Genomic DNA, 19,415 nt, shown 5'->3' with positions numbered 1-19,415 from the left:
ATTCGATGCAGATTTACTGGACAGCGATTCAACAAGTCGTAGAGGAAGCAAAAGACACTTACACGTTCAAGCTTGAGCTACCGGCTGGCTTCACATGGGAAGAAGGGGCGCACACACACTTCGCGCTCGAGGGATTTAACAAGGAAGATCGACCGAACCGGACGTTGATTCGCCATATGTCGATTTCGACGTTGCCGCAGGAAGGCGCGATTGGCATCACGACACGGGTCAAACCGGAATGTTCGACGTTCAAATCAACTTTGCGTGACATGAACATTGGGGACAAGGTCGCCATCTTCAAGACGCATTCGAACGTGCCGCTGAAGCGGGAGGGGAAGAACGTCTATCTGTTATCGTGCGGGGTCGGCATCGCGACGTTCCGCCCGCTCGTGCTCGCGTATTTGGCGAACGGGGAAGGTGTGCCGCACCTCCACTCGTTGAACGTCGACTCTTCGAAAGAATATCTGTTTAACGATGTATTCGCGTCAACAGACGCCTTTACGGCCGAGTTTGTCGACAGTCGTCCAGACTATTACCAGAAGGTCGAGGCACTAGCGGCAGACCGGAATGGGCTGTTTTATGTGGTCGGCAGCGATGATTTCTTGCATGCGACGATTGCCGCGTTGCGTCAAAGCGGTGTCACGCCCGATCAAATCATGCTCGACAAGCATGACTTTCAATTTGAAGATTTCCTGAAAGCCTGACACTCAGACCGAGGATACGTTCCTCGGTCTTTTTGTATGGCAAATCTCAACGAAGCGCTCGAACAGGTCGCGTCCGTCCGGTGTACCAATTGACTCGGGATGGTACTGGACGCCATATGTCGGGTGTTCGGGATGCTCGAGTGCCATGATGACACCGTCCGTCGTGCGAGCGGTCACGATGAGATCCGTCTCCAAGACGACGAGCGAATGATAGCGCATGACCTCGCTCGGATTCCCATCGAACAAGACGCTCGGTATTGTCTCGATCACGGACGTCTTCCCATGCATGACTTGTTCGGCCCGTCCGACTGTCCCCCCGAACGCTTCGGCGATGACTTGATGTCCGAGACAGACACCGAGGATGGGGATAGTGCCAGACAAAGAGCGGACGACGTCGAGCGAGACACCGGCGTCGGCCGGACCACCTGGACCTGGGGAAATAATGATGCCGGCTGGGTTGAGGGCGCGGATCGCCTCGATTGTCAGTTCATCATTGCGGACGACCAAGACGTCGCTGAACCGGGCGACATCTTGATACACGTTGTACGTGAACGAGTCGTAATTATCGATGAGTAGAATCATGCGAACACCTCCAAAAGAGATTTGGCTTTATGCAACGTCTCTTCATATTCTGACACCGGGTCCGAATCGTAGACGATACCGGCGCCCGCTTGGACGTAGGCCGTATCCCCTTGTACGACCATAGTTCGGATAGCGAGAGCGAAATCATAGCCGCCCCGGACGTCGAGATAGCCGACGGCCCCGGCATATACTTCGCGTTTCACCGTCTCCAATTCGTCAATCAGCTGCATCGCCCGAATCTTCGGGGCGCCGGAGACGGTACCGGCCGGGAGACAGGCGCGTAACGCATCAATCGGATTCAAGTCGTCACGGAGCTCGCCTTCGACCTCGGAGACGAGATGCATGACGTTTTTGAAGCGTTCGATTTCCATCTGTTTCGGAATTGTGACCGAGCCGACTTTGGCGACCCGGCCGATGTCGTTGCGGCCGAGATCGAGCAGCATCCGGTGCTCGGCGAGTTCTTTCTCGTCTTGAATGAGATCAGCGGCGTGACGCACGTCTTCTTCGATTGTCTTGCCGCGGGGGCGCGTGCCCGCAATAGGATTCGTCGAGACGCGATTGCCCTCGACGCGAACGAGACTCTCCGGGGACGCCCCGAGGACGATTGCCTCGCCCAGATCGATATAGAACAAGTACGGACTCGGGTTCTGTTTCCGGAGCGTCCGATAGAAGTGGAACGGGTCGCCGGTGAACGTCGCATCGATCCGTTGGGACAAGACGAGCTGGAACACCTCACCGGCGAGGATGGCTTCTTTCGCCTGCAAGACGCGTTCGACGAACTCATCCTTGCCAGTCAATACGCGTTCACTCGTGCGGACGACAGGGGCGAGCTCGTGTGTCTTCGCCGTCTCGAGTGCCAGTTTGACGTGGTGGAGTCGCTTCTCAGCATCATCATCCCCGGTGTCGATCACGATGAGCTGCTCCTCGACGTGATCATAGAGAACGACCGTCTCATATCGTTGGAACAAGGCGTCCGGCAAACCGCGAGTCTCGCTAGGTGTGTTCGGGATCGGTTCATAGACGCGTTGCATGTCATAACCGATATAACCGACGGCACCACCGATGAACGGATAGGGGGCATCCGGCGTGTCTCGCGAAACCAGTTCTGATAACAAGGCAAGCGGGTCGTCCGTGTGCATCGTGCCGGATGCGTCGGTCACTTCGTTGCCGTTGGCGCGAATCGTCTCGACCGGACTAGAGGCGATAATCGAGTAACGGCCATGCTTGCCTTCGGCGCGGCTCTCGAGCAGTACTTTCCGTTCGCCCTCTAATCGATGAAAGATGGCCACTGGCGTCAGTTCGTCGCCGTTGATGATAAGTTGTTTCATGTGATCTCCTCCTTGAAATAAAAAAAGTCCCCCGCCCGACATGTCTAAAAAAGACATGAAGGACGGGGGACCCGTGGTGCCACCTTCGTTTGGGGAGCTCCCCCCACTCATCGCGAACAATCATTCGCTATCCTCGGTAACGGGAGGACCCGTCAGAGCCTACGTATCGGTCTGAACGCTCAAAAGCCCATTCACGTGAGACACGTCACCGGTTCGCATCGACCACCGGCTTTCTGGAGACGAATCTTCACGCTACTCTTCTTTCTCATCGCGAGTTCGTATGAATGTTATCGTTACTTTAACGGGCTGAAGTCAGAATGTCAAGATGCGAACTGTGAATCGGAGTAAAGAGAGAATTAGTTAATAATATGGTTTCATCAAAATGAGGATGGAAACTTATTTCTATTGGATATCGAAGCGGACGACTCTGGCCTATGAGTATGATATGATGGACGCGAAAGGTAGGTACATCAATCAATGGAAACCATCAACTTAAAACAACTTTCTGACGAACGGGCCGCACTTCAAGTCAAGGGAGACCTTGACGCGATGCGCGGCATCATGAATGACGAGTTTCGTTACGTCGACTCGAGCGGACGTCAGTTCGATAAAGAAACATTTTTAGACCAGTTCGTCGACCCAGCGTCGGTCCAGTGGATCGCACAGGATACGGTCACTTTCGACGAGACGGTGGCGGGCGAAATCGCCCTCGTGCAACTGTTGCTTGAAGAGCATTTCATTCTTGGAACGAACGCTTACGAAGGCCGGTTCTGGGTGCTGCATGTCTATGTGAAACAAGAAGATACGTGGCTTTGGCAAGGTGGCCAGGCGACGATGATAAATGAAATATAAAAACTTCCGCCGTTTTTATTGGCGGAAGTTTTTATATTTCACGTTTACTTTGAAAAATAGCGGACGATGTGCTCCGTAATTTGTTTAGAAGCTGTACCATCACCGTATGGATTTGATGCTTTTGCCATAGAATCATAGAAAGTAGTATCCGTTAATAATTGGTGAGAGAGATTGAAAATGTTATTTTCATCTGTTCCAGCGAGTTTCAATGTACCTGCTGCTACCCCTTCTGGTCGTTCGGTTGTATCACGAAGTACTAGAACCGGAACTCCAAGGGAAGGTGCTTCTTCTTGAACACCGCCGGAATCCGTCAAAATAATGTGCGATGAGGCAGCAAAGTTGTGGAAGTCAAACACATCTAATGGTTCAATTAAATGAACGCGATTGACATCATGCAAGATTTCGTTAGCTGCATCACGCACGATAGGATTCATATGAACTGGGTAAACCACTTCAATGTCATCATGACGTTCGATTAGACGCTTAACCGCTCTAAAAATATTCTTCATAGGTTCACCTAAGTTTTCACGACGGTGAGCGGTTAAAAGAACTAGTTTACGTTCAGATTGTTTGATTGCATCTAGTAGAGGATGTGAGTAGTCTTCTGAAACAGTCGTTTGTAATGCATCGATGGCTGTGTTGCCCGTTACGAAAATAACTTCATTTGCTTTCCCTTCTTTTAAAAGGTTGTTTTTTGAATCGTCTGTCGGTGCAAAGTGTAAATCGCTCATTATTCCAGTCGCCTGCCGATTTAGTTCCTCTGGAAATGGAGAATATTTATTATTAGTTCTTAAACCAGCTTCAACATGACCGACAGCCGTCTGATTATAAAAGGCAGCGAGTGAAGAGGCAAATGTTGTGGTCGTATCTCCATGAACAAGAACGATATCTGGTTTCACGTCTGAGATAATTTCTCCCATTCCTTTTAATACTTTTGCAGTGACGTCAAATAAAGTTTGGCCACTCTGCATAATGTTCAAGTCATAGTCAGGCGTAATTTTAAACAGTTTAAGCACTTGATCAAGCATTTGACGATGTTGTGCAGTTACAACCACAATTGGCTCAATCTCAGGGTGTTTCTTTAGTTCAAGCACGAGAGGCGCCATTTTAATGGCTTCTGGTCGCGTACCAAAAACAGTCATTACTTTAATCATGTTCTCATTCTCCCTCTTCGTTCGCTGATAATTCTTTAATAAAATCTGCCAATTGTTCACGTGAAAATTCTTCTTTTAAATACTTTGTAAGGATTGGTGCAAGTTCATCGTGAATAGATTCATCTTGCAAAGCAAATGCGAGTGTTGTTTCGACGTAGCCCAATTTTTCTCCAACGTCAAAGCGCTTCCCTTCAAAGTTATAAGCGAATACGCGTTGAATACCGTTTAAGTAATTGATTGCGTCCGTCAATTGAATTTCGCCGCCTGCGCCAACCTCTTGTCTTTCTAAGAATCGGAAAATTTGAGGAGTTAGTACATATCGACCCACAATCGCTAAATTTGATGGTGAAGTTCCTGGAGCTGGTTTCTCAACAAATCCTTTAACATCATAGAGTCTACCATCACTCGTTAGTGGATTAATAACTCCATAACGATGTGTCTGATCATCAGGCACTTCCTGAACACCGATGACAGCAGATTCTGTTTTCTCGTACTGCTCAATCAATTGTTGAAGACCTGGCTTTTCAGATACGATTAAATCGTCACCAAGTAATACTGCAAAGGGTTCGTCCCCGATAAAGTGACGTGCACTCCAAATCGCATGTCCTAAACCTTTTGGTTCTTGTTGGCGAATATAATGAATTTCAGCTAGTTGAGAAGACGCTTGTACTTTTTCAAGTAAATCATACTTTTCTTTTGCGCGAAGTTGACTTTCAAGTTCTGGATTAGAATCGAAGTGATCTTCTATTGCACGTTTATTACGACCGGTGACGATAATGATTTGTTCGATTCCTGAAGCGACTGCTTCTTCGACAATATATTGAATAGTTGGTTTTGTGAGAATTGGAAGCATCTCTTTTGGTGTTGCTTTCGTTGCTGGTAGAAAGCGTGTGCCAAGTCCGGCTGCCGGAATAATAGCTTTTCTAATCTTTTTCATAAAGAATCTCCTTTTAATCAAAGAATTAAATGTTCAACACAAATCATCATAGCATAAACCAATTTTATTATTCATGAAGTTGATAAAAATGTAGTCATTATGTAATTTGACTACATTATAAAAACATATTAGACTTACGTCTGTGCTCGTAAACATCCGGGTGAGTGTCGATCTAGATGGATAAGCTTGAAATTAGTACACAAACAATAGTATAATTCTGCTTGTTTGTCTTTACTAAATCTTTTCAATCTTCCTAACACAGAATGATTAGGGTGCTTTAGTAATGGCTTAGTTTAGTAATAATATATAATCATGAAAAGTAAGTGAGTAAAGTTTAAGGTGGAGGAAAAAACATGAAACTCTGTACAATTGGACTCGGATATATCGGTTTACCGACTTCTGCTGTTTTTGCGAAGTACGGTACAGACGTAGTAGGTATTGATATTCATCAATCAGTTGTAGATAAATTAAACCGCGGGGAAATTCATATTGAAGAACCTGGTTTAGGTGAAGTTGTTAAAGAAGTGGTAGCATCAGGTAAATTCCGCGCCTCGCTCGATGTTGAACCGGCTGATGCTTTTATCATTGCGGTACCTACACCGAATAATGACGACGAAAATAAATCGTGTGACCTGACATACGTATTGGATGCAACACGTCGTGTGCTACCAGTTGTTAAAAAAGGGAACGTCATTATCGTGGAATCTACAATTGCTCCACGAACAATGGATGACTTTGTAAAACCATTAGTAGAAGAAGCCGGTTTCGTTGTAGGGGAAGATGTATATTTGGTACATTGTCCTGAGCGCGTACTACCAGGTCAAATTTTGCATGAGCTTGTTCACAATAACCGCATTGTTGGAGGGATTACTTCAACATGTGCAGAAAAAGGCGCTGAAATATATCGTACGTTTGTTGAAGGCGAGATTATTCAAACAGACGCGAAAACTGCAGAAATGTCAAAATTAATGGAAAACACATTTAGAGATGTCAACATTGCTTTAGCTAACGAATTAGCAAAAGTATGCAATGCTCTTGATATTAACGTATTGGATGTTATTGAAATGGCTAACAAACATCCACGTGTAAATCTTCATAGTCCCGGTCCGGGCGTTGGTGGTCATTGTCTAGCTGTTGATCCTTACTTCATCGTTGCTAAGCAACCTGAACTTGCTAAAATCATCAAACTGTCACGTGACACGAACGTTTCAATGCCAGATTATGTAGCAACACACGCTCAAAAATTGGTTGAAGGAATCGAGAATCCTAAAATTGCTGCATTTGGCGTAACATATAAAGGAAACGTCGACGATATGCGTGAAAGTCCAGCGGTCGAAATAATCGACTTGTTGATTGAGCGTGGTGTGAACGTTGAAGTTCACGATCCGCATGTTGAACGCTCAATTTCTGACAAGTTTGACCTTGTGTCTTCGGAACAAGCACTAACGGGAGCGGATTTGGTATTGGTGTTAGTCGATCATAACGAGTTCAAACAACTTAACTTTAATGAATTAACGGCAACTATGAACACACCTCGTATTTTCGATACACGAAACATTGTAAAAGAGGATACAGACAGTAAGGTTGAAGTGGTTAACTACGGCAATCTTTACAAGTACACAAATGTTGCGGAGTTAATCTAATCAATTCAAGACGGTTAGGAGTGCCTCTGTACAATTTTAATTTGTATAGAGGCATTTCTACTTTACTTCGATTATGGAGAGGATTCGTTGAATTATGTTTCAATCATTTAAAAAAGTGTTAAAGGAACACGTTGATAACATATATATGGTAGGTAGACTTGCGCGATATGAAACAAAATCGCAGTACTCAAATCACTACTTAGGAATTGTATGGGAGTTTTTAAATCCATTGTTCCAAATTGCTGTATACTGGTTTGTATTTGGAATTGGGTTACGTTCGGGGAATGACGTGGATGGTGTCCCGTTCTTACCTTGGATGATTGTCGGAATCTCGCTTTGGTTCTTCGTAAGTAAAGCGTTTGTGCAAGGGTCTAACTCCATTTATGCAAGATTAAATTTAGTATCAAAGATGAACTTCCCTATGAGTATTATCCCATCTTACGTGATGTTGACGTTCTTTATTGAACACGCATTTATTTTATTGATTATCGCAGTCGTTTTGATTGGTTACGATATTCAATTTTCGATTTATATTTTGCAGTTACCATATTATTTGGTGGCTACCTTCTTATTGAGCTATGCATTTGCACTACTCTTTTCAACATTTTCAACCTTGGCGCGAGATTTTCAAAGTCTTCTGCAGTCGATGGTGAGGATGTTATTTTATGTAACTCCAATTTTATGGCCATTGACGACTATGCCGGAAGTCATCAGACCCATTTTACAGTTGAATCCAATCAACTACGTCATTGAAGGATATAGAAACACGTTCTTTTATCATCATTGGTTCTGGGAACATCCAGGATACATGTTGTATTTTTGGTCATTTGTTGCAATCATTTTATTGATTGCGGCGGCGTTACACGTGAAGTTCCGTGACTCGTTTACAGACTACTTGTAAAGATAAGGTGAATTTAAATGAGCTATGCAATTAAAGTTGAGCATGTTTCAAAGCATTTCAAAATATATAAAAACTCGAAAGATAAATTTTTAGACCTGGTCATTCCAGGAGGGTATGGAGAGCGATTTGTGGCTCTTAATGACATTTCATTTGAACTTCCGAAAGGCGAAGTATTAGGTCTTGTCGGTGTTAACGGTTCTGGGAAATCGACTTTATCGAATCTCATTTCAGGTGTCACACAACCTTCTTATGGAGAAATCAAAACAGATGGAGATGTTTCACTAGTTGCAATCTCATCTGGACTGAATGGGAACTTAAGCGGTAGAGATAACATTGAATTAAAAGGACTGATGTTAGGTCTAACTCCAAAACGAATTAAAGAACTTGAACCTGATATTATCGAATTTGCTGACATTGGTAGATTTATTGATCAACCTGTTAAAAATTATTCGAGCGGTATGAAATCTCGACTCGGCTTTGCGATTTCAGTTCATATCAATCCAAATATTTTGGTAATCGACGAAGCTTTATCCGTAGGGGACCAAACATTTACTGATAAGTGTTTAGATAAAATGAATGAGTTTAAAGAAGAAGGCAAAACAATCGTCTTTGTCAGTCACTCCATTGCACAAGTTCGAAGCTTCTGTACAAAAGTATTGTGGTTAGAATATGGGGTCATCCGTGAATATGGTGATTCGAAAGAAGTGCTAGATAATTACGGGAATTTTTTAACTCGTTATAAGCGATGGACTCCGGAAGAACGGAAAGAGTATCGCGAGAAAATGTTACAAACTCAATATCAAACTGTTAAAAAGTCAAAGGATAAAGGGAGTAGCGTAAATGCTTAAGTTTCCAAGCGATAAGATTAGAAAGACGGCACAGCGTGTTCGCAACAACGCAAAGTTGATTCCAAATATTGATTATAAATCTGTAATGAAATATGCGCTAGAGACTTCGCGATCAGCGCAAATGACAATAGATGCAGGTGAATTGAATCTTACGAATTATCATTCACTTGATACAAAACAGCTAAAAGTTTTAATTTACGGAAACGTCAACTTAAACTTATTAGACGGTTCGGCAGTATGGGCGACGTCTGTCGCACGGATGCTCTCGGTAGGAGAAAATATTCAAACAGATTTACTTTTGAAAACGCACGTTCATAATGATCGTTTACTAAAACCTTTATATGAATTAGATAATGTACAAATTATTGATCCGTTTGCTGAAAAGCATCGTGAGCAGCTAGGTACTGCAAGATGGTATAAGCGTAAGGATATTAGTCCTGGTTACGCACCAACGGTAATTCAACATTGTTTCAATGAAAAAGATTACGATTTCTGTATTGTTCGAGGTTATCCTGTTATTAAAGCGCTCTTGAAACATCCACACTTAATGAAGAAAATGTGGGTATATTTGACTGACTTCCCACATTCAATGGAGGAATTCTCAGTTCAAGAGTTTGAAGATTTACAGTCGGTCTTGTTGCACTGTAATCGATTTTTATGTCAGACAGAAGAGATGAGAGAATTCTTAATTGAATTGTTCCCTTTTGCCAAAGACAAGGTTTATGTGTTGAATCCAATGATTCCAATGAATGAGGAATTGAAGCCTACATTTAAAATTTCAAATCAACCATCTCTTGTTTACGCCGGTAAATTCGCTGATCTATGGATGTCTCAAGAACTGTTGGAATTATTCCCAACTATTCGTCAGCGTCTTCCAAAGATTACATTTAACATTGCGGGTGACAAATTTAATGATTCGAAAGTAAATGAGAACTTTAAAGAAGACGTTACACAATTGCTTGAAATAACACCGGGTGTCAAATGGATTGGTGGCGTTTCACGCGAAGAGTCACAAAAGCTGATTTTAGAATCAGATATTGGAATTAGTTATCGTTCGCATGAGCTTGATGACTCATTAGAATTATCTACAAAAGTGCTAGAGTACGCTATTTTAGGCAAGCCAGTCATCTTTAACAAGTCTGATATGCACACAAGATTATTTGGAGACGACTACCCACTCTATGCGAATTCAGATGAAGAGGTTGTGGCAAACATTTTGCTTGCAGTCGAAAATCCTGAAATTTATGAGATGGCTGCAAAACGAATGTTTGAAGTGGCTAAGCGTTTTACATTCGAATCGATGTATGTTCAATTGAGTGATAAACTTTGGAATGAGAAAAAAATACCATTATTTTATATGACCCCACGTGAAGTTCGAGAGCAAATCCGTTTTTATAAATCAAGATTGGCTGTTTTATCACAGGAATATCTCTTCTTGATTAACCGGTTAGGAAATGATGAATCGAAAATAGAAATGGACGAAGCCATCATGAACGCTGCTCACAAAGTCGATAACTCTGAGTCTTATGAAGATTTAGATATGTATATGAAAGACGTTATTTTCTTGTCAGAGGAAGTCTCGCGACTTACAAAAGCGTTACGAGAGAAACATATGACAGATGGAACGGGTGGATTACATGAATAAATATCAGAACGCATCGAATTGGATTGTCAAAGGAACAGAAGTCGAAATGTACAATTCTAAATCGGATTCTTTGAATGTATATATTAACTGTTCGAATAAAGTACCACATCGCTATCTTCACTTTGAAGCATATGGAGCTTTTAAAGAAGATGAATCTGCGACCATCACACCTCCTGAGAATCAGCGTGAACTTCTAGTTACTTTTACGGGTAGAAAAGAAGGAAATGTTGAAGCGACCATGCAGTACATTTTCTATAACGACGCTGGGGAAAAAAAACATGTGCGCCGTATTAAATTTGGTGAGACTGGTGTTATTCATATTCCTGTTTGGACTAACAAAATCAAGATGGCCTTGCGGGTAAGCGGACAAGGTATGATTTCGATTGAAGATCTTGAATTGCGTTGGATTGCAAACTATAAAGAATATGAACAACTTGTTATTCCAAAACGAATGAACTTGAGTAATACGGAAGAACGTTATCTAGTTTTGACGAACATCTATCCGAATGCAGAAAACCTTTATCGCAATGGCTTCGTACATCGCCGTGTGAAATCATACCAAGAAGATCAACTTCCGGTAGATGTATTTGCCTTCCAAGGGTCGTCTCTCTTGAATGAGTACGAGTTTGATGGAGTGCGCGTATTTGAAGGAAATCAAACAAGCTTAGAGTATTTTTTGAAGCATACAAACTATAAGAAGATTTTGATTCACTTCATTAATCGAAACATGTATGAAGCGATTGAAATTGGAGCACCAAATACCCCGGTTTTAGTTTGGATTCATGCAGTCGAAGCGGAAAGATGGACACGTCGTTTGTTCAACGTAGAAAACAATGGGATGATGGCACGTACACTTCGGACACTGCCGAGTAACAACAACCGTCGAATGAAGTTTATTCATGAACTATTTAGTCGACAGGATGATCGTTACCAGTTCATTTTCATTTCTGAATTCATTGCGAATGTCGCACAAGAAGATGCTGGATTCCAATTAGCGGATGATCGTTATCGAGTGATTCACAATATTACGGATGACTCTGTATTTAAATTTGAAAAGAAGGATCCAGAATTACGTAAAAAGATTTGGACTGTACGTCCTTTCGTTAATAAAAAATATGGGAATGATTTGACGGTGAAGGCGATTCTTGAACTTTCAAAACGTCCTCTTTTTTATGATCTCGATTTTGAGATTTATGGAATGGGACCACAGTTTGATGAATTGCTCGAACCGTTACGTCAATTTAAAAATGTTCATATCCACGAAAGATTCTTATCGCAACCTGAAATTGCTGAAATACATCGTAATAAAGGAATCTTCTTATGCCCGACACGCTGGGATACACAAGGAGTATCGATGTGTGAAGCTATGTCTAGTGGTGTGATTGCAGCTACGAATGCGGTCTCGTGTATTCCGGAGTTTATGAGAGAAGACACAGGAATTCTCGCAGGAGAAGAAGACTATATTGGGATTGCTGATGGCATCGAAGAACTATATAATAACCCAGAGCTTTTCTTAGAAAAGTCAAAAGTGGGTTCAGACTGGATTATTCAAAAAACAGGTAAGAATACAGTGATACCTGAAGAGCTTGAAGAGATTCGAAAAGCATAAAAATCTAAAAGCACTTCCTCAAACGAGGAAGTGTTTTTAACAAAAGGTGAGAATCTATGGGGACAATCATAACGGCATTCAAGACTTTGAATTTTGAATCGACGGAGTATTCGAATCAATGTGTATCGTACCCTCATCCATCACTTGGATTATTTTATAATCAATTTCATTTATTAAATTGTATGTCTGATCAGAAATTGAAATCTCTATTCGATCAAGAGTTAGCAGAAATTCGAGAATGGAAAGCTGATTCCCAGAAGAAAGCTAAATTTACATTGCTCGAATGGGATTCAAGAGGAACATATTATTTGTATGAAATTCAAATTAATGAACAGTTTTCGTTCCAATGGCTAAGTACGATTGAGTTGGATTTAGAACGATATCCAAGCGTAAAATCGTGTAAAAATATAACGTTAAACGGGAAAAGTTTATGGGACGATTTTGTATTTAATCAATTTATTCGACATATGCATGAAGAAAATATGTTGCAACAACTTATCTTTGTATTTCCCACTGAGTTTGAAGATAAGTTGTTCGAATGGAAATATAAATATTATCCTGGTATGAAAACTTTGAGTGGGACTGGTGAAGCAATTCAGTCCTTTTTAAATCAAGAGACCATTTTCTCGTCGTTTCAAGGAGAAAATGTGTATTTTGCAGATCGAGCCATACGTTACGTGTTTCAGCCACATGAGGGAAGCCAACAAATGCTCGTCGTATTCTCTGCCATGTCACCGGACGAGGTAGCACGCTACAATTATTTAAAAGTGCTACAAGATGAGCCGTGCCACCGGTTATTTATACTAGATGATTTTGGACAACGAGGAACCTTCAACATTGGAGTAGATGGGAATCACGAAATTGAAACGTCTGTCGTTTCGCTTTTACATGCTATTTCTCGCGAGAGTGGTGTTGGGTTTGAAAGAATGATTGCGCTAGGTACTTCAAAAGCCGGAGGAATAGCTACATTATTCGCATTAAAATACCATTTTGAAGGTCTGATTGTAGGAGGAAGTGTTTATCAGATTGGTGATTGGATGCTTGAAAATGATGAAGAGCGGAAGCTAATGAGACTTACGATGACTCCTTCAGCATATGAAAAAAATATCGATTTGCAAAGAGCCTATTTAAATCAACTGATTTATCAAATTGATTTTAGAAGTAAGCCTAAAACTAAAATTTTCATTCAAACAATTGAGAATGACCCTTACAGAAAAGGTGTTATTGAACCCTTTTTAGAATATTTAGATTTAAAACAAGTACCATATGAATTTGATATTTATCCAGGCAAACGACATAATCTATTGGGTGAAAGTTATCCAAAGTATCTGCGTCAAGTATTGGCTCTTCATTTTTATAAAAATAAGGCTTCTCAGAAGGATGTTAAAAAGAATTCATTATGGAAGCTAGTCTTAGACTGCTTCAAGTAATGGAAAAGGAGTAAATATGAAAACACAAGCAACAGATCATTCATTTCTTCTAGCTTCTTTACTAAGAGATGAAATAACACCCTACTTCGAAAAGCATAATGTTCAAACTGACATTAAGGAAACCATGTTGATTATAAAAGGAACTTCTATTGGTGAAGTGGGGCCGATATTTCTACCGATTGAATTCTATCGCTACAATATTCGTAACCGTGTTATTGAATTGTTTTCTGCTAAGCGAAAGCAGTTTGAATTTGAAATCCTTGGCTCTTCGAAGAACACAGTAAGAGTAATCGATGGTTATTTAGTATTTAATTTTGAACCTAATCAGAACTTTGAAGTGATTATTCGGACATCACGTTTTTTGACGATGCGACCAGTTTTTCCTCAAACGTTTGAATCAACATTTTCGATGCATGATCAAGTGAAATATAAATTTATTCCTGCAAGGGATGAAGCATTTAGTAAAGACTTGATTGTCGTATTTTCAGCAATGGGAAGACCTCATCAATACAATTTTAATTATATGAAAAGTTTTAAAGACCATCCTGCAAATCAATTGTTTATTTTAGATGATTTTGGTGAAAAAGGAAGTTACTATTTAGGCAAGGATTTATCCTTCCGAAATGAGACATCGGTTATTTCATTGATCATGAACATCTTACATCGAATTCATGCGACGCCAAAACATGTCACAACATTTGGTTCCTCAAAAGGCGGATATGTGGCATTATACTATGCATTAAAATATGGATTTGGCGAGGTTGTCAGTTTAGCACCTTCAATTAATTTAGGAGATTTCCTGATTAGTCAGCATCCTGATTTACTTGAATACATGACCGGTGGCAGTCAATCTTATCATGTATATGAAATGAATCAATTGATTTACGATTTGGTTAGAGAAAAGCGGGATGAAATGCCTTATATTCATTTAATGGTTGGAACAGCAGATTCACGGAAGTTGGAACATCTGGACCCGTTTGTATCCTACTTGGAATCTCTTGACATACCATTCGATTATCATATTGTTGAAGGAGTAGACCACTCTGAATTAAAATTTTTTGCTCCTCAATACATTGATTATTATTTTTCTCGTAAATTCTCACTTAAATCATCGTTGCTCTACTTCTTTGTTATGAATGAGCAATTTTTGGTTGAGAATGATCAAATAGTATTTAAAATGAATGTCGTCACTGATGAAAGTACAGAAGTTGCATTTTATTGGTATATGAATGACCAAATTTATAAGAAAACGCCGTATTCAAATGATTTGGAAACAAAAATTCCATATGAATCTGGAAATCAATATAGAGTGAAAATATTTATTCGAAATCGAATAGCTCAAGATCAAAAAGTTATATTTAATCGTACTTTCACATCAGAGACATAAATAAACTAAGGATAATATGTAGTACGCAATCAATAAAATATAATGATTTAAAAAAATGTATACTTCGGAAGAATCTAATCGGATATGATTGGATTCTTTTTATTTCGCGTAAAAAATATTTTAATTTTATATATTATTTTTAAATGAAGCATAATTGTATTGAGTTTCTGTGCGTAGTTGGATAGATTAGAAGATGAGAATGCATTTATGATCTCAAGGTGTGGAAAATTAACTGGGGAAACTTTGAAAGGGGAATAAGAATGTCAAACTGTAAAAATAATTTAGTGCTCAGAGGTATCATCGCTACGTCTCTAGTCACTGCTAGTTTACTTCCGCTCACTGTTAGTGCAAGTGTAGGTAAAGATTCAGCCAAAGTATCTAATTCTAAGCAAAAAGTGGACGCGATTGAAATTTTACAACCATCTCACCCACTTTCATTTAAACAAGGAGAAAAAATTGACGGGAAGTACAAGATTTTAAATGTCAATGTTGACGGAAAAATATTGAAACAACCGGTTAGATGGACGAATTTATCTACTTCGAAAATCGGTAATTTTACTGCTACAGCTACATATTCTAAACGTGGGAAGACAGTCCAACTCAAAGTTCCGTATACAATTTCGGGATATAAGTTGGCGCTTATGCACACAAATGACACACACGCCTCGCTTGATAGCGCACCAAAACGAGCTACGGCAATTAATCAACTTAGACAAGAGAATGCAGATCGTCTGTTGATCGATGCGGGAGATGTGTTCTCGGGATCGCTTTACTTCAATGAGTTCAAAGGACTAGCTGATTTGACACTCATGAACTACATGAACTATGACTTGATGGTACCGGGCAACCATGAATTTGACCTTGGTACAGAGGCGGGGCACCAAGAATTTGCAACTTTTATTCAAAACGCCAAATTCCCGTTCGTCAGTTCGAACGTGGATTATAGTGCTGATCAATATTTGAGCAGTCTTTACTCGGATGAGATTGAGCGAAAGCCGTACGATGGAAAATTATACGAAGGCGTCATCAAAGTGGTGGACGGGAAGAAAGTTGGATTCTTCGGATTGACGACGGAAGACACGGCGAACATCGCTAGTCCAGGACCAATCAAATTTCAACACTATGTTGAAGAAGCCGAGAAAGCCGTCAAAGCGTTTAAACAGCGCGGTGTCGATCAAATCGTAGCCGTCTCGCACCTAGGGTTCGACGACAATCCGGCAATCGATAATGATTTAGAACTCGCGAAACGCGTAGAAGGAATTGATGTCATTATTGGTGGTCACTCGCATTCTCGTTTAGACGCACCTGTCGTGGTGGTTGATGGAGAAGAGCCAACTGTAATTGTACAAGCGTATCAATATGGGGAATTCCTCGGTACGCTCGATGTCGAGTTTGACCACACGGGGAAAGTCGTTGCACACCAAGGTAAGTTGATTGACATCAAAGGCTATGCCGCTGATCCGACGGCGGTCAGCTTACTTGCTCCATTTGCAAAAGAAATTGAAAGCATCCGTAACGCCGAGATTGGTGCGACGACGACTTCGGCATTTGACAACCCGCGTGATGCTGGGGATGTCAACAAACCGAGCGTTCGTAAAAATGAGACGGCGTTAGGGAACTTGATTACGGACGGCATGTTGGATCGTGCAAAACAAGTCGACGGCGAAGTTGTCGCAGCGATTCAAAACGCTGGTGGTATCCGTGCGTCAATCAATGCAGGCCCAGTGACAGCAGGTGAAGTATTGACAACACTTCCGTTCGGAAATACGTTAGCGGTCATGACGTTGCAAGGAAGTGAACTGTTATCAGCCCTTGAGCGTAGCGTGAGCATCTACCCAATTGAGAGTGGCGGTTTTTTGCATATGTCAGGTATGAAGATTGAGTTTGATAGTTCGAAAGCAGCAAATAACCGAATTGTGAAGGCGCAAGTGCTTCGTAATGGACAATATGTGGACGTCGTAACGAATGAGAATTATAAGATTGCAACGAACTTCTTTGCTGCAAAAGGTGGGGACAACTACCTTGAGTTTAAAAAGGCATATGAAGAGGGTCGTGTGAATGATTTGGGGATTATTGACTGGGAAATCATGCGTGATTATCTCGTGAAACTTCAAACGGTCACACCGACTGTTGAAGGGCGAATTGTCGACATCAAGCAGTAAACCCGAAGTAATTATAGGATGAGGAAGGGACCTGACTAGGGAAAGTATAGTTAGGTCCTTTACTCATGTTCAAGCATAAAGGAGCCTACAATGAGAAAAACTGCAGATGGAACATATCGTTACGTTCTCGTCCTCGGTGCGAAAGTGAACGGGATTCAACCGTCCCGGGCCTTGATGCACCGGATTGAAGCGGCGGCTGAATACGCGAAGCAATATCCGCACGTCGAACTCATCGCTTCTGGAGGACAAGGACCCGATGAAGGGATGGCGGAGGCCCGCGTCATTGCCCGGGAGTTAACGGCACGTGGCATTGATGCGGCGCGAATCCATATCGAAGCGGAGTCGACGTCGACGTACGAGAACTTTCTGTTCAGCCGTCCGATTTGGAGTGGGGAGTCTGGTCTGACCGTCGTCACGAACGACTTTCATGTGAGGCGGGCCCGGCTCGTCGGACGCCTGTACTTTGGGCTCTCGACCGACGCACTGTATGCGAGAACGCCGACGGCCACAAAACTGAAGTACGTCGTCCGTGAACAGTTGGCGTACGTGAAGCTGTTCATCAACTATATGCGCTGGAAATGGCGACCATGACAAAAGGGACTTCGCAATGAAGTCCCTTTTTCGTGTTATAACGTGCCAATGATCATCCCGCCGATGACCCCGACGATGACGAGCGCCCAAGGCGGCATCTTCCAATATGCGATCATGGCGAACAAGAAAGCAGCGAAGACGAAGTCGACCGCACCGTTCACCGTGCTCGTGAAGATCGGCTGATAGAAGGCAGCAATCAAAATCCCGACGACGGCAGCGTTGACACCGATGAGCGCACCGGCGACTTTCGGGTTGCGACGGAGTGCATCCCAAAACGGCAAGGCGCCGAGGATCAACAGGAACGCCGGCAAGAAGATGGCAAGCGTGGCGAGCAGACCTCCCGGCACGCCATTAATGACCGTCCCGAGATAAGACGCGAATGTGAAGAGCGGTCCCGGTACGGCTTGGGCGGCCCCGTAACCAGCGAGGAACGCCTCTTCACTTAAGAAACCGGCCGGTACGAGTTCGCGCTCGAGTAGCGGCAAGACGACGTGGCCGCCGCCGAAGACGAGGGCCCCCGCGCGGTAGAAGCTATCGAACATGGCGACCGATTGACTCTCGATCGTCTCCCGTAAGATCGGCAAGATGACGAGGAGCGCCCCGAACAGACCGAGAAGCGTCGCCCCGAGTCGTTTCGAGAGCGGGAACGAAGCCGACTTGACGTCGAGGTTTTGCGGTTTGAACAGCAAGAACCCGGCAAGTCCGGCGAGCAAGATGACGAGCACTTGGCTATAGGTCGTCTGCCATAACAGCACCCCGGCGAGTGCGAAGAACGCGATTGTCCGCGTCTTCGCGTCCGGCGTCAATTTGCCGGCCATCCCGAGAATAGCATGGGCGACGATGGCGACGGCGACGACTTTCAATCCATAAAGCCAGCCCGCGTCTGAGACGTCGAGTCCCGATACCAATAGGGCGAATAAGATGAGGGCGATGACGGACGGGGCCGTGAACCCGATGAACGACGTGATCCCGCCGAGGATGCCGCCACGGACGATCCCGATCCCGATGCCGACTTGGCTGCTCGCCGGACCCGGCAAGAACTGACAGAGGGCGACGAGGTCGGCATAGGCGCGTTCGTCCATCCATTTGCGACGGCGGACGTACTCCTCATGGAAATAGCCGAGGTGGGCGATCGGTCCGCCGAACGAGGTCAGGCCGAGCCGGGTCGATACGAATAAAATCTCAAGTAACGTTTTGAACGTTACGCGTTGGTTGGACATGTGCTTCACTCCTTAATTTTTTTGAATAGTTCATACGCTTTTTGACGGGCTTCCGCCAAGACGACGAGGCCTTTTTCGGTCGTCGTGTAATTTTTCCGGATATGACCCTCGACGAGCTCGTTCGTCCGGACGAGCAGCCCGTCTTGCTCCATCGAGTGCAAAATCGGATAGAGCGTGCCGGCGCTAATCGAGTAGCCGTGCTCACGGAGCTCCTCGACCATCCAAGCTCCGTACACCGGGTGCTCAGAGGCGTGGTGTAAGATATGGATATGGATAAAACCGAGAAACAGTTTTCGAAGAACGCGGTCTTCCACGTGCGTCATCTCCTTAATATCGGTTTTCGATATCGATTTTCGTAATCATACTAACAATTGTGGTGGTGAGGTGCAAGCCGTGAGGTGTCATTTACAAAAACTTAATGT

At 43.0% G+C, this 19,415-nt stretch carries 16 protein-coding genes, 1 pseudogene and 1 other annotated feature; of the genes and pseudogenes, 11 read left to right on the top strand and 6 right to left on the bottom strand.

The features are described 5' to 3' along the window. Positions 1-5: 5 nt before the first annotated feature. Positions 6-704 (top strand): ferredoxin reductase domain-containing protein, encoded by a 699-nt coding sequence (locus KNP81_RS02610; RefSeq protein WP_214718124.1) that lies wholly within the window; start codon positions 6-8, stop codon positions 702-704. A 3-nt stretch (positions 705-707) separates the two neighbouring features. Here the strand turns inward: KNP81_RS02610 and KNP81_RS02605 are convergent, their stop codons facing one another. Both KNP81_RS02605 and trpE read right to left on the bottom strand, forming a co-directional pair. Beyond that, on the bottom strand, positions 708-1,286 hold the full coding sequence (locus KNP81_RS02605; RefSeq protein WP_214718122.1) for an anthranilate synthase component II: 579 nt from the start codon (positions 1,284-1,286) through the stop codon (positions 708-710). Beyond that, positions 1,283-2,614 (bottom strand): anthranilate synthase component I, encoded by a 1,332-nt coding sequence (gene trpE, locus KNP81_RS02600; protein WP_214718120.1) that lies wholly within the window; start codon positions 2,612-2,614, stop codon positions 1,283-1,285. The genes KNP81_RS02605 and trpE overlap by 4 nt, the downstream gene beginning before the upstream one ends. Before the next feature lie 55 nt (positions 2,615-2,669). Beyond that, positions 2,670-2,892, bottom strand: a binding site (T-box leader). A gap of 199 nt (positions 2,893-3,091) precedes the next feature. Here trpE and KNP81_RS02595 point away from each other — a divergent pair. Next, positions 3,092-3,466: a nuclear transport factor 2 family protein gene (locus tag KNP81_RS02595; RefSeq protein WP_214718118.1), complete on the top strand. Its 375-nt coding sequence runs from the start codon at positions 3,092-3,094 to the stop codon at positions 3,464-3,466. A gap of 44 nt (positions 3,467-3,510) precedes the next feature. Here KNP81_RS02595 and wecB read toward each other — a convergent pair whose 3' ends face one another. Together wecB and galU are read right to left on the bottom strand one after the other, a co-directional pair. Beyond that, on the bottom strand, positions 3,511-4,620 hold the full coding sequence (wecB, locus tag KNP81_RS02590) for a non-hydrolyzing UDP-N-acetylglucosamine 2-epimerase (RefSeq protein WP_214718116.1): 1,110 nt from the start codon (positions 4,618-4,620) through the stop codon (positions 3,511-3,513). A gap of 4 nt (positions 4,621-4,624) precedes the next feature. Next, positions 4,625-5,557 carry a UTP--glucose-1-phosphate uridylyltransferase GalU gene (galU, locus tag KNP81_RS02585; RefSeq protein ID WP_214718114.1) on the bottom strand — a complete coding sequence of 311 codons (933 nt, stop codon included), beginning with the start codon at positions 5,555-5,557 and terminating at the stop codon, positions 4,625-4,627. Positions 5,558-5,910: 353 nt separating this feature from the next. On the opposite strand from galU, the gene KNP81_RS02580 reads away from it, so the two are divergent. From KNP81_RS02580 to KNP81_RS02540, 9 genes and pseudogenes are all read left to right on the top strand, one after another. Next, complete coding sequence (locus KNP81_RS02580) at positions 5,911-7,200, top strand: nucleotide sugar dehydrogenase (protein ID WP_214718112.1); 1,290 nt, start codon at positions 5,911-5,913, stop codon at positions 7,198-7,200. Between the two features lie 94 nt (positions 7,201-7,294). Next, complete coding sequence (locus tag KNP81_RS02575) at positions 7,295-8,101, top strand: ABC transporter permease (RefSeq protein ID WP_214718109.1); 807 nt, start codon at positions 7,295-7,297, stop codon at positions 8,099-8,101. Positions 8,102-8,118: 17 nt separating this feature from the next. After that, positions 8,119-8,904: pseudogene (gene tagH, locus KNP81_RS02570) on the top strand (teichoic acids export ABC transporter ATP-binding subunit TagH); the annotation flags it as partial. A gap of 37 nt (positions 8,905-8,941) precedes the next feature. Continuing rightward, a complete protein-coding gene (locus KNP81_RS02565; RefSeq protein ID WP_214718105.1) occupies positions 8,942-10,594 on the top strand; it encodes a glycosyltransferase family 4 protein in 1,653 nt (550 codons plus the stop codon). Beyond that, a complete protein-coding gene (locus tag KNP81_RS02560) occupies positions 10,587-12,203 on the top strand; it encodes a glycosyltransferase family 4 protein (protein ID WP_214718103.1) in 1,617 nt (538 codons plus the stop codon). The genes KNP81_RS02565 and KNP81_RS02560 overlap by 8 nt, the downstream gene beginning before the upstream one ends. 56 nt (positions 12,204-12,259) lie before the next feature. After that, on the top strand, positions 12,260-13,633 hold the full coding sequence (locus tag KNP81_RS02555) for an alpha/beta hydrolase family protein (RefSeq protein ID WP_214718102.1): 1,374 nt from the start codon (positions 12,260-12,262) through the stop codon (positions 13,631-13,633). A gap of 16 nt (positions 13,634-13,649) precedes the next feature. Next, the gene (locus tag KNP81_RS02550; protein ID WP_214718100.1) at positions 13,650-15,020 is read left to right on the top strand and encodes a hypothetical protein; all 1,371 of its coding nucleotides are present in this window, start codon (positions 13,650-13,652) and stop codon (positions 15,018-15,020) included. 641 nt (positions 15,021-15,661) lie between these two features. After that, entirely contained in the window at positions 15,662-17,182 is a 1,521-nt protein-coding gene (locus KNP81_RS02545; protein WP_251130233.1) for a bifunctional metallophosphatase/5'-nucleotidase, read from the top strand. A gap of 90 nt (positions 17,183-17,272) precedes the next feature. Further along, positions 17,273-17,773, top strand: a complete 501-nt coding sequence (locus KNP81_RS02540; RefSeq protein WP_214718085.1) for a YdcF family protein — start codon at positions 17,273-17,275, stop codon at positions 17,771-17,773. A gap of 35 nt (positions 17,774-17,808) precedes the next feature. Here the strand turns inward: KNP81_RS02540 and chrA are convergent, their stop codons facing one another. Together chrA and KNP81_RS02530 are read right to left on the bottom strand one after the other, a co-directional pair. Then, on the bottom strand, positions 17,809-18,993 hold the full coding sequence (gene chrA / locus KNP81_RS02535; RefSeq protein WP_214718083.1) for a chromate efflux transporter: 1,185 nt from the start codon (positions 18,991-18,993) through the stop codon (positions 17,809-17,811). Positions 18,994-18,998: 5 nt separating this feature from the next. Continuing rightward, positions 18,999-19,307 carry a PadR family transcriptional regulator gene (locus KNP81_RS02530; protein WP_214718081.1) on the bottom strand — a complete coding sequence of 103 codons (309 nt, stop codon included), beginning with the start codon at positions 19,305-19,307 and terminating at the stop codon, positions 18,999-19,001. Between the last annotated feature and the right edge of the window lie 108 nt (positions 19,308-19,415).

This window comes from Exiguobacterium sp. s149 (genome assembly GCF_018618395.1).
In the GTDB taxonomy this organism is placed as follows: domain Bacteria; phylum Bacillota; class Bacilli; order Exiguobacteriales; family Exiguobacteriaceae; genus Exiguobacterium; species Exiguobacterium chiriqhucha.
This window is presented reverse-complemented; position numbering and strand designations above follow the sequence as displayed.